The organism is Saccharomonospora iraqiensis subsp. iraqiensis (assembly GCF_000430445.1).
GTDB classification, from domain to species: domain Bacteria; phylum Actinomycetota; class Actinomycetes; order Mycobacteriales; family Pseudonocardiaceae; genus Saccharomonospora; species Saccharomonospora iraqiensis.
Window position 1 is genome coordinate 41260 of record NZ_KE387040.1, and the last position, 10081, is coordinate 51340.

General features: G+C 70.1%; 15 protein-coding genes. 3 read left to right on the forward strand and 12 right to left on the reverse strand.

Annotation, left to right across the window (positions count from 1 at the left end; all coding sequences use genetic code 11):
* Positions 1-75 precede the first annotated feature (75 nt).
* From ACTIR_RS0102170 to ACTIR_RS0102200, 7 genes are all read right to left on the reverse strand, one after another.
* Positions 76-870: an ABC transporter permease gene (locus ACTIR_RS0102170; protein ID WP_026453058.1), complete on the reverse strand. Its 795-nt coding sequence runs from the start codon at positions 868-870 to the stop codon at positions 76-78.
* A complete protein-coding gene (locus tag ACTIR_RS0102175; RefSeq protein WP_026453059.1) occupies positions 867-1820 on the reverse strand; it encodes a daunorubicin resistance protein DrrA family ABC transporter ATP-binding protein in 954 nt (317 codons plus the stop codon). The genes ACTIR_RS0102170 and ACTIR_RS0102175 overlap by 4 nt, the downstream gene beginning before the upstream one ends.
* Before the next feature lie 24 nt (positions 1821-1844).
* On the reverse strand, positions 1845-2693 hold the full coding sequence (locus tag ACTIR_RS0102180; protein WP_026453060.1) for a DUF4097 family beta strand repeat-containing protein: 849 nt from the start codon (positions 2691-2693) through the stop codon (positions 1845-1847).
* Between the two features lie 70 nt (positions 2694-2763).
* Positions 2764-3288: a YlcI/YnfO family protein gene (locus ACTIR_RS0102185; RefSeq protein ID WP_026453061.1), complete on the reverse strand. Its 525-nt coding sequence runs from the start codon at positions 3286-3288 to the stop codon at positions 2764-2766.
* 307 nt (positions 3289-3595) lie between these two features.
* Entirely contained in the window at positions 3596-3868 is a 273-nt protein-coding gene (locus tag ACTIR_RS0102190; RefSeq protein WP_026453062.1) for a hypothetical protein, read from the reverse strand.
* 52 nt (positions 3869-3920) lie between these two features.
* Positions 3921-4043 carry a hypothetical protein gene (locus ACTIR_RS27655; RefSeq protein ID WP_267879477.1) on the reverse strand — a complete coding sequence of 41 codons (123 nt, stop codon included), beginning with the start codon at positions 4041-4043 and terminating at the stop codon, positions 3921-3923.
* 206 nt (positions 4044-4249) lie between these two features.
* A complete protein-coding gene (locus tag ACTIR_RS0102200) occupies positions 4250-4450 on the reverse strand; it encodes a zinc finger protein (protein WP_026453063.1) in 201 nt (66 codons plus the stop codon).
* A 173-nt stretch (positions 4451-4623) separates the two neighbouring features.
* On the opposite strand from ACTIR_RS0102200, the gene ACTIR_RS0102205 reads away from it, so the two are divergent.
* Positions 4624-6000: a helix-turn-helix transcriptional regulator gene (locus ACTIR_RS0102205; RefSeq protein ID WP_026453064.1), complete on the forward strand. Its 1377-nt coding sequence runs from the start codon at positions 4624-4626 to the stop codon at positions 5998-6000.
* A 293-nt stretch (positions 6001-6293) separates the two neighbouring features.
* Here the strand turns inward: ACTIR_RS0102205 and ACTIR_RS0102210 are convergent, their stop codons facing one another.
* Positions 6294-7079 carry an aminotransferase class IV family protein gene (locus ACTIR_RS0102210; RefSeq protein ID WP_026453065.1) on the reverse strand — a complete coding sequence of 262 codons (786 nt, stop codon included), beginning with the start codon at positions 7077-7079 and terminating at the stop codon, positions 6294-6296.
* A 385-nt stretch (positions 7080-7464) separates the two neighbouring features.
* On the opposite strand from ACTIR_RS0102210, the gene ACTIR_RS21225 reads away from it, so the two are divergent.
* Together ACTIR_RS21225 and ACTIR_RS0102220 are read left to right on the forward strand one after the other, a co-directional pair.
* On the forward strand, positions 7465-7716 hold the full coding sequence (locus tag ACTIR_RS21225; RefSeq protein WP_161629610.1) for a hypothetical protein: 252 nt from the start codon (positions 7465-7467) through the stop codon (positions 7714-7716).
* A gap of 34 nt (positions 7717-7750) precedes the next feature.
* Entirely contained in the window at positions 7751-8143 is a 393-nt protein-coding gene (locus ACTIR_RS0102220) for a hypothetical protein (protein ID WP_154663641.1), read from the forward strand.
* A 91-nt stretch (positions 8144-8234) separates the two neighbouring features.
* Here ACTIR_RS0102220 and ACTIR_RS0102225 read toward each other — a convergent pair whose 3' ends face one another.
* The 4 genes from ACTIR_RS0102225 to ACTIR_RS26170 form a co-directional block, all read right to left on the reverse strand.
* Complete coding sequence (locus ACTIR_RS0102225; RefSeq protein WP_026453067.1) at positions 8235-8684, reverse strand: SRPBCC family protein; 450 nt, start codon at positions 8682-8684, stop codon at positions 8235-8237.
* A gap of 84 nt (positions 8685-8768) precedes the next feature.
* Positions 8769-9326 carry a GNAT family N-acetyltransferase gene (locus ACTIR_RS0102230; protein WP_026453068.1) on the reverse strand — a complete coding sequence of 186 codons (558 nt, stop codon included), beginning with the start codon at positions 9324-9326 and terminating at the stop codon, positions 8769-8771.
* Positions 9327-9381: 55 nt separating this feature from the next.
* Positions 9382-9684: a hypothetical protein gene (locus tag ACTIR_RS25695; protein WP_154663642.1), complete on the reverse strand. Its 303-nt coding sequence runs from the start codon at positions 9682-9684 to the stop codon at positions 9382-9384.
* Positions 9685-9799: 115 nt separating this feature from the next.
* Positions 9800-10081 (reverse strand): nicotinate-nucleotide--dimethylbenzimidazole phosphoribosyltransferase (locus ACTIR_RS26170; RefSeq protein ID WP_026453069.1); only part of this gene is annotated, 282 nt, incomplete at its 5' end.

Consider the following 10081-nt stretch of genomic DNA (forward strand, 5'->3'; position numbering starts at 1 on the left):
GGCCCCCGCGACCGGACGCCGGGCCGCCCGCCGGAGCGCGCCACCGGGGACACCGCGGGCCGTGCGACGACGGGGTCACCGTGCGCGGTGAAAGAGCCTCCGCGACCAGAGGTAGCCGCCGAGGGTGATCAGGGCGCACCAGGCGAGCGCGATCCAGGCGTCGTGCCCGAGGGGAGTGTCCAGCAGCAAGCCGCGCAGCGTCTCGATGACGGGGGTGAACGGCTGGTACTCGGCGAACCAGCGCAACCCGGCCGGCATCGAGTCGGTGGGGACGAACCCGCTTCCGAGAAAGGGCAGCAGGATCAACGGCATGGGCAGGTTGCTCGCGGTCTCGACGCTGGAACTGACCTGCCCGAGCGCCACGCACAACCAGACGAGCGCGAAGGTGACTGCCAGGAGCAGGCCCACCACGGCCAGCCACGCGCCCGGGCCGGCAACGGGCCGGAAGCCGACGAGCAGCGCCACACCCGTCACGATCGCCAGGCTGAGCACCGTCTGGAACACACTGCCGAGAACGTGCCCGGTCAGCACCGAGCTGCGGGCGATGTTCATGGTGCGGAACCGGGCGACGAGGCCGGTGGTCATATCCATGGCGACCGAGATCGCGGTGCCCTGCACGGTGGCCGCCACGGTCATCAGCAGGATCGCGGGCGCCACGTAGTTCACGTATCCGGCGCGCCCGCCGACCATCCCGTCGAGCCCGGCGCCCAGTGTGCCGCCGAAGACGTACACGAACAGCAGCAGGAACACGACCGGCATCCCGACGAGTGTCAGCGTCATCGACGGGTACCGCAGCATGTGCCTGAGGTTGCGGCGCAGCATCGTCCTCGAGTCGCGCACCGGGTGCGACCGGAAACCGGAGGTGCTCATCGCGTGGTCACCTTTCTGTTGCCACCCTCACCGGTGAGGGCGAGGAAGACGTCGTCGAGGTCGGGGGTGTGTACGGACACCTCGTCGACCTCGACGGCCTGCTCGTCGAGCCGGTCCAGCAGGGACCGCAGCGACCGGAGGCTGCCGTCGGCCGACACCCGCAGCGTGAGCGCGTCGTCGTCCCGTGCGGCCCGGTCGAGCACCCGCTCGGCCGCGTCGAGTGCACCGAGGTCGGCGAACCGCAGGCGGACGTGTCCGCCGGGGATGCGACGCTTCAGCTCGTCCGGGGTCCCCTCGGCGATCAGCCTGCCGTGCTCGAGCACCGCGATCCGGTCCGCCAACTGGTCGGCTTCCTCCAGGTACTGCGTGGTCAGCAGGAGAGTCACCCCGTCGGTCACCAACTCCCGGATGATCCGCCACATGCTCCTGCGGCCGCGCGGGTCGAGTCCGGTGGTCGGTTCGTCGAGAAAGATCACCCGCGGGTCACCGACGAGGGTCATCGCGAGGTCGAGGCGCCGCAGCATGCCTCCGGAGTACGTCGAGGCCGGTCTCCGGGCCGCTTCGACCAGGTCGAACCGGTCGAGCAGTCGGGCGGCGCGCTCTCGGCCGGCGCGCCGGGGCAGGTGGTGCAGATCCGCCATCAGCAGCAGGTTCTCCTCGCCGGTGAGCAGACTGTCCACCGCCGAGAACTGGCCGGTGACACCGATCGCCGCGCGCACCCTGTCGGGCTCGGTGGCGAGGTCGTGACCGCCGACCCGGGCACTGCCGCCGTCCGGGGCGAGCAGGGTGGACAGGATCTTCACCGTCGTGGTTTTGCCGGCACCGTTCGCGCCGAGCAGTGCGAGAACCGTCCCCGCCGGGATCGTCAGGTCGAGGCCGTCGAGTACGACGTGGTCGCCGAAGGATTTGCGCAACCCGGTCGTCGCGACGGCCGGTCGGATGGTGGCCATGCTTTCCCCCTCGGAATGGATTCGTCAGCGGCGGCGGATCGTGATGTCGCCGTACGAAGTGCGTGCCCGCACGTCGACGACCTCGGCGGAGTCCTCCGGGCGCGGGGCACTGTCGAGCAGGTTGTGCACCTGACCGAAGCTGGTGCCCGCGTCGACCCAGGCGGTCGTGCCTTCGGCGACGCCGAGCTCAAGTGCACCCATGGCGGTGGAGAGGGCGACCGAACCCCGGGCCACCTCGCCCAGCCGGATGGTGCCGCTGGCGGTCTTCGCGTCGATGCCCGCACCCACCCGATCGACGGAGATGTCGCCGCCGGCCGAGCGGATCCGCGCGTCGCCGGTGACCGAATCGATCTCGACGTCGCCGCTGGAGTCCTTGACGACCGCGGTCCCGTCGATGCGGCCGAGGCTCACCTTGCCGGACGCCGTGTGGATCTCCGCGTCACCGGTGGCGTGGTCCACGGTCACGTGCCCGGTCGCCGTGTTGAGCCGGAGCGGACCGGTGTGTTCGACGTGGATGTCCCCGGTGCCGGTCTTGAACCGGACCTGCCCGAGCCGGCCGGAACCGTGGAGGTTGCCCAGCTGCACCGTGCCGGAGATTCGTGAATCAACGGGCAGCCCGACGGTGACGTCGACCGACCTGGTCTTGCGGGAGAAATCGAAGGGACGCGCCTTCGGCCCCCTGATCCGCAGTGTCCCGGTCGTGTACTCGACGCGGACCTGCTCGGCCGCCTGCACATCGGAGGTGTCGGACGCGTCGCTCGGGCGCACGTCGACCTCGGTGTCGGTCCGGTCGGTGGCGAGGAACCGCACGCGCCCGGTCGCGCCCAACTCCAGCTCGACCGAGATCGGTTCGGGTGTGTCGAAAGTGGGCATAGTCGTCCCCTCAGTACTGGTGGGTTGCGCATTACCGCTGGTCAGGGATGCGTGTGAGGCTGCGGTGTGGTCAGCGCAGCCAGCCGGTGACGCGTTGCGAGGACCGTTTCCCGGAGCTGCCCGGCTCGGTGCGCCCGCCCTGCCCGGGGCCCTGCAGGGCGGTGGCCGCCGCGCGCACCAGCCAGGCGTTGACCGAGCGTCCCTCCTGTGCGGCGGCCTCCTCGATCGCTGCCTTGAGTTGTTCCGGGAGTCGCACGTTGATCCGCGTCGCGGGCCCGTCCTCGGTGATCGGGGGAACGGTGCCGGCGGTCGCCTCCGTGCCGCCTTCCGACACCTCGTCCTCCGGTTCGGCGGGCGGTGTGGTGACGACGAACTCCGGATCGCGCCCGCGCAGGCGCAGTTCCACCGACCCCGGGGCCAGCTCCCGGGTGATCTCGTCGGCGGCTGACGAGAGCACGTCCAGCAGCGTCATCCGGATCGCCGATTCGAGCGGCCCGGCCAGGCGCTCCGCCAGTTCCCGCGCGTCGTCCCCGCCGGCTTCGGCGAGCGCGGCGAACTCCCGGCCCAGGCCGCTCACGTGCACGTTCAGGTCCATGGCACCACGTTGGCACATATATGGCACCTCATGCAAGCCGCTATGGCTCGCAGTGATGCCATGTCGTGCCAGCTAGGCAGTTCGGGGGAAGGTGTTTCGGCCTTCCGGTCGGCGGGGCGGTCGCCAATACAGGTCTATCGCCAGCGATACATCCTTACAGCCACCTGGATGAGCTCGATGTTCGACGCCGGGGACCATCCGCCGGAGGAGATCACGGCGCGCGCCCGGATCCGGGATGCCGCGCCGGCACAGTTCGCCTGCTTTCTGTCACGACGTTCCCCGGCAGCCGTCGGAGTGGTGTTGCCCGCTACGGCGGCGTCGGCAGGCCGTAGGCGCGGGCGACGGCGCGTTCGACGTCGGTGCCGTCGATACCGCCTTCCTCTGCCACGGTGAAGCCGAGTTCGAGCACGAGCAGGCCGATGCGGCGCAGCAGCGGCAGCACCTCGGCGTTGCCCGCGTCCTTGTGCCGGTAGAGCGGTTCGGTCTCCCCGTCGACGGCGCGGCGCAAGCGCATCAGCACGGCGTCGAGGTCGTCGAGCGCGGGCAGCGCAGGCGCGGTCGCGGTCGCGGTGTCGGTCATGGTGGTACCTCGTCGGTCGGAATCTCGGTCGGAGGGGCGGGATCGCTGACGGTCACAACGCGCAGAGCCGGCGCAGCACGCGGCGCAACAGGCCCAGCCACGGATCGCCCCCGGTGTCGGCGGCGTGGGTGGCCTCGGCGCGGGCGAGGTCGCGCGGGGACGGCCACGGCGGCACGCGCGGCAGCACGTCGGTGGGTGGTTCAGCCCGGGTCCGGGTAGGTGCACAGGCGCTCGGCCAGGGCCCGGACCTCTCCAGTCGTCCCGAGGTGCGCTCGCAGACCTCGGCGAGAACCTCGTCGAGTGCGTGCCACCGGCCTCGGCTGAGTTCGGCATGCGGGTCCAATCCCGGTCTCCTCGTCGGTATCGGTGTCGGTGTCGGGGTCACGCGAGGCCGAGCCGGGTGCGGATCTCCCGGTCACAGGTGTGGCAGGTCGGGCGTAGCCACTTGCCGATGTCGTCGCGGCTCGTGGTGACCTCCGCCCCGCACAGGGTGGGGAAGGTGACGCCGAGATCGAGCGGCGTGCGGTGCGCGTCGTAGGCGTGCCGCAGCCCCTCGGCCTGCTGCCACAGGTACCGCTGCATCCGCGCCTCCATTCGGTCGGAACTATCGTGCTAGATGAGCAGCGAACACCGTCCGTTACCGCGTGGAGGAGGTGTGGGCGGGAGGTCCCACACCGAATGCCCTGGACAGGGTGTCCACGATGATTACGCTGGACACGGGATCAAACACGCACCGTTGATCATGGGGGGGGACCATGGCGCGCCTGCCGGAACCGCTCGCCGAGCTCCGCCGCGAACTCGGGCGGACGTTGGCCGCCTACCGGGAATCGACCGGCGTCAACCAGACCGAACTCGGCCGCCGCACCGGCTACACGCGCTCGTCGATCGCACACATCGAGAAGGCCCGCCAGTTCCCCGACCGCCGGTTCTGGGCGGCCGCCGACCGCGTCTACCGCGCGGACGGGGCCCTGCTCGCCCGGTACGACACGGTCGTCGCCGCCGAGGCCCGGTGGCGTGAACTGGACGAGCTGCGACAGGACGAGACCGCCCGGCGATGCGCCCACGGCACCGAGGTGACCGGCGCCGACGTTGTCGCCGACACCGAGAAGGAGGACGACGTGAACCGTCGAACACTGCTGGCGTTGCTCGGCCCGGCCGCACTCGGCGGCCCGATGCTGGAGAACCTGGAACAGGCCCGGCGCGGCCTCGACGGGGTGCTCGACGTCCCGGCGGCCGACCGGGACGCCGACGAGTGGGAACAGGTCGCCGCGGACTACGCCCGGCAGGTCCAGTTCCAGCCGCCGTCGCGCACCCTGCCCGCACTCACCGCCGACTTCGCCGACCTCCGCGAACGTATCGCCACCGCGCACGAACCGGCGCGCACCCGCCTGGTGCACTCCGCCGCGCAGCTCGCGGCGCTGACCGCGTTCACGTTCGTGTTCCTGCGCGAGCACCTGGCCGCGCAACGCTGGTGGCGTACGGCCGGACGGGCCGCTACGACCGTGGGCGACCCGCGGCTGTCCGCTCGGATCGGCGGGAAACAGGCCATCATGTCGCTCTACAGCGCCACCCCGGAGCGCGTGCTGACCCTGGCCGACCGTGCGATCGCGCTGGGCGAGTCGAAACCGTCGCCCGGGGTGCTCAGCGGCTGGTCGGCACGCACCCAGGCGTTGGCCCGGATCGGGCGGGACGACGACGCCCGGGCAGCCGTCGACCGGCTCACCGAGCTGTATGAACGCCTGCCGGAGCAGGACCGGGGTGAGAATACGAGTGTGTGGCGGTGGACGAGCCAGCAGTTGTACTTCGTGCGCAGCGAGGTGTACTCCCTCGGTGGACGGGTGGATCGCGCCTTCGAGGCACAGGATGCAGTGCTGCCCCTCTACGCGCCCGACAGCTTCCAGGGACCTGCCCAGATCGAGACCCACCGGGCGCGAGCTCTGATCCAGTCCGGCGAGGTCGAGAACGGTGTCGCCCACCTGACCGCGACGCTGGACGCCCTGGACGACTGGCAGCGCGCGGACGGCCTCGTCCACCGCACGGCTGTGGACACCCTCGACGCCGTTCCGGCGGACAAGCAGCGCAAACCCTACGTCACCGACGCCCGCACCCTGCTCACCCCGACGCCCGCCTGAGTCCCACCAGTGGAAGAGCCCAGGCATCGGTGCGGATGGACACAGAAGCGAGGTCGGATGGTAAGAGGGGAACCACCGAGGACGAGGAAACAGAAGATATTTTCCCTTCTGGGCCTCGGCGGGTTGGCGACCGGGGTGGTCATGAATCTCGTGGAAGGTGGAGTAAGCGTTGTATGGCTGATTCTGTGGATACCCGGGACCGGGTTCTTTATGGTTGCCAACCATCTCCGTGTCAAGCAACTTGATGAATACCGCCGATAATAGGCCGGTGGTGGCGGGATGGGCGCTGCGTGTCACACCGTCTCGAACGGAATCTCCCGGTAGTGCTCCCGTAGTTCCCGCAGTGCCGGATGGTCCGGCGGCAGGTCGGTGCCGTCGATGCCGGCCACCGCGCGGACGCCGATGGTGGCGTTGGTGGCGAACACCGCGTCGGCCGTGGCGAGGTCGGCGAGCGTGACCGGTTCGTAGCGCACGGCGGAGGGGCCCCATGCCCGGTCGAGCAGCCGCATCGTCACCCCGGGCAGGTGCGGCTCCGACGGCCACACCACGTGCCCGTCGCGCACCAGGCCGAGGTTCGAGGTGGCGATCTCCGAGACCGCCCCGTCCGGGGAGGTGAACACCACGTCGTCGTAGCCGTCGCGTTGCGCCGCCCGGCGCAGCCGCAGCGCGCCGTACAGCCCGACGTGTTTTACCTCGGGGGTGTCGCGGCGGTAGACGGCGGAGCGCAGCCGCAGGGGCGGTTGTTCCCCGTCGGCCGCCGCCCGCGTCGTCACCAGGACGTCCGGGGTGGCCTCGGCGGCGGGCCTGGCGACGGACAGGTCCGGGTCGAACACCGTCACGCGGACCACGACAGGCCCGGAGTGATCGACGATCGCGTGGCGCACCAGGTCACGCACCCGGTCGGGGTCGAGATCGGCGTCGAACACTGCCCGGCAGTCCCGCACCAGGCGGTCGAGGTGCAGCGACAGGCCCCGCACGCCACCGCCTTCGACCCGCATCGTGGTGAAGTGCCCGTAGTTGGTCAGCGCCAACGCCTGCATCTCCGCCACGCCGACCGGGACTCCGTTCAACTCCGCCATGACGGTCAGTCTGGCACGACGGCTCGTCGTCGCTGTCGGCTCGCGCCCGGCGGTGCACGAGGGGACGGCTGCATCGCACGGTGGGACGCCTCGACGACGTACAACTAAAACTCACTCTTAGTTTCGTGTGCCAGCGGTTCACAAAACTGAAGTCGAGTATGAGTTTTGTGCTGCGATTGGCCCGGATAGACGTTGTGCGGTGCCGGGAGATCAGGAAAAATCAGCGATCGACTGATGTTGCGGGTCCACTGGGGGGATGACAGTCATGAGCAGGCGAGAGCGCCCGAGCCGTGGCCTCTGGTTCTGGTTCCTGTACGGGGCCACGTCGAGCGTGCTGGTGAGTGGGACGGCAGCAGCCTCGGTGGGTTGGGCGCACGATCGGGCGGTGACTCCGCAGGATCGGGCGCTCGTCGAGTACGACGACCTCGATGACAGGATCTCCGAACTGGACGAGGACGAAAGCGGTTGGGTGGGGTGCACGGCCAAGGTGGTCCTGGCCACGACGACAGCGGGAGCTGTCGGGGGCGCAGTAGGGGCCGGGGCTGCCAGTGGCGGCACGGGAACCCTTATCGGTGGTGGGCTCGGCGGTATCGGGGGCATGTTCTACGGGTTCGGTGTGGGACTCGCCAATTGTTAGGGAAGAACCGAACCAAGTCGAAAGGCTGACATCGATGTCCTTCGAGCTCGCATTTCCCGATGATGTCGCACCTGTGGAAGGGGAGCAGACTCTCGCGAGGTACCCGGCCAACCGGAGGCAGAGCGCGAACCGTGCGGTCGGTGGGACGCTGTGGTTGACGAGTCACCGGATGTTGTTCCTGCCGATCGCTTTCGACGCTCGTCTGGGCGGCAGGCGATGGTCCACCACGCGCGGCACCATCGCGGACGTCGAAATCGTCGGTACCAAGTGGCTGGAAGTTTTCAGTGGGGGGCTGCGAAAGCGGCTGAAGGTGAAACTGCGCGACGGTGGGGTGGAGATCTTCGTCGTGGGTCAGCTGTGGGTTCCCGGCCAGCTGCACCAGATCGCCCGGGAGGTGAAGTCCTGGAACGCATCCTCGGCGAGTTAGCTTCGAGGCGTACGCTGGACGATTCGATGATCATCGGGGGAGGCCCGCACGGGTGCTCCAGGAAACGGTGCGGTGCGCCTCGCCTGTGTGACTACCCCTCACCTGCCGGGGCACCTTCCAGGTGCCGTTTCAGACCCGTCCAGATCCGCCGCTCCTGCCGCCCGCCCAGCCAGGTGACCAGCGGTGCCAGCGGCCGGGACGCGCCGTTGAGCCGCACCAGTCCGGACCACTGCATCCGGGTACCCGCGGCCACCGGGTCGAACCGCAGCGTGTAGACGATGTGGGCCTGCTTCATCGTCGTGACGGAGGCCAGTAGCCGTGGCCGCTCGACGTCGGTGTACTCGGTGACCATCTCCGCCGTGCGTCCCGCCGAACGCGCCACCGACCGGAACCGGGTCCCCGGGCCGATCTCCCCGGTGGTGAGCTTCTCGACGCGCACCATGATCGGGTTGTAGCGCGGCTCGTGTGTCTGGTCGGCGACGTAGTCGAACACGGTCTCCACGGGACACACGATGGTGATCGCGCCCTCGATGCGGGCCATGCTGTCCCTCCCGTGCGCGGCTGCGGTTGCCGATCTCAGCGGACCACGCGCCGCCACGCCCGGCCAGGGCGATCCGGCCCCGGTTCAGGGGGCCGAGGTTCCCTCGGTCCCGGGCGGCCCCGGTGTCCGGCCGGGCAGGGCGACGTGCACGTGGTGCCACATGTCGCCGTAGTGGATGCCGCTGCCGACGCGCAGGAACCCCAGCCGTTGTGCCAGCCGCAGGCTCGGTGTGTTGTCGGTGTGCACCAGCGCCCACACCGAGTCCAGCGCCAGCTCGCCCAGGCCGTACCGGAGCAGGGCGCGGGCGGCCTCGGTGGCCAGCCCCCGGCCGCCGTGCGCGCGGGCGAGATACCAGCCGATCTCGGGCAGTTCGTCCGGCAGCTCCCACGAGGGCCGCAGGTGCCCGAGCCCGATCACCGCGCCGTCGCGTACGAATGCCCAGTGCCCCAGCTCCGGCGGGCCGGAGTAGGCGAGCCGCTGCCGCACCATCGCTTCGGCGTTCTCACGCCGGGTGAGGTCGCCCGGGTAGTAGCGGCTCAGCTCCGGGTCGGCGAAGACGTCGACGAGCGGCTCGGCGTGCTCGGCCCGCAACGGCTCCAGCGTCAGGCGGTCGGTTGCCAGGATCGGTTGTTCACTGCCCACGGGGCAGGCATTGTCTCATCGGGGAGGTGGAGAAGCGTCGACGACGATGTGTCGCTCAGTTCTCCGGCGGGTTCGCTCGGTCCCACCTGTACTTCGAAACCAGTGCGGCCACGAGTAGTGCACAGCCGATGAGGGCGGTGAGCGCGATGACCATCTTCGTTTCCGGGGCGAGATCGGGTAGCTCGCACCCGGTTACTCCCTCCCGGCAACCCCAGCTGGAGATCATGCCGCGGGGTGAGGTCTTCACATCCGGAGGTGGTTCCAGACTCGCCTCGGCGACCCACCAGGTCACCAGCGCCGCCGTGACCAGAACGCTACCCGCGTAACCGGAGAGTAGTCGCCAAGACAGCCGTTGCATGGTGGCCCTTCGATCGCTGCGCGGGGGCAAGTCCTGGTGCGGTGGTGGCGCAGGGATGAAGCACACCCGTGCGAACCACCCGTGCCAGGGCGCCCCCAACACGTCCGAGAGGAGCCTACCGGTCCAGATCGGCCAGCAGGCCCATCTCGCCGAGGACGGCCTGCGCGGCGCGCAGGGTCGGCACCGCCTGCACGGCGCCGCTGCCTTCGCCGAGGCGGAGGCCGAGGTCGAGGATCGGCTCCAGGCCCAGCGCCTTGAGCGCGAACGCCTGGGACGGTTCGGTGGAGCGGTGCCCGGCCAGCCACCAGCGGGGCGCGTCCGGCGCGAGTTCGGCGCCGACGAGGGCGGCGGCGCAGGAGAACACGCCGTCCAGCAGCACCGGGGTGCGGCGCTCGGC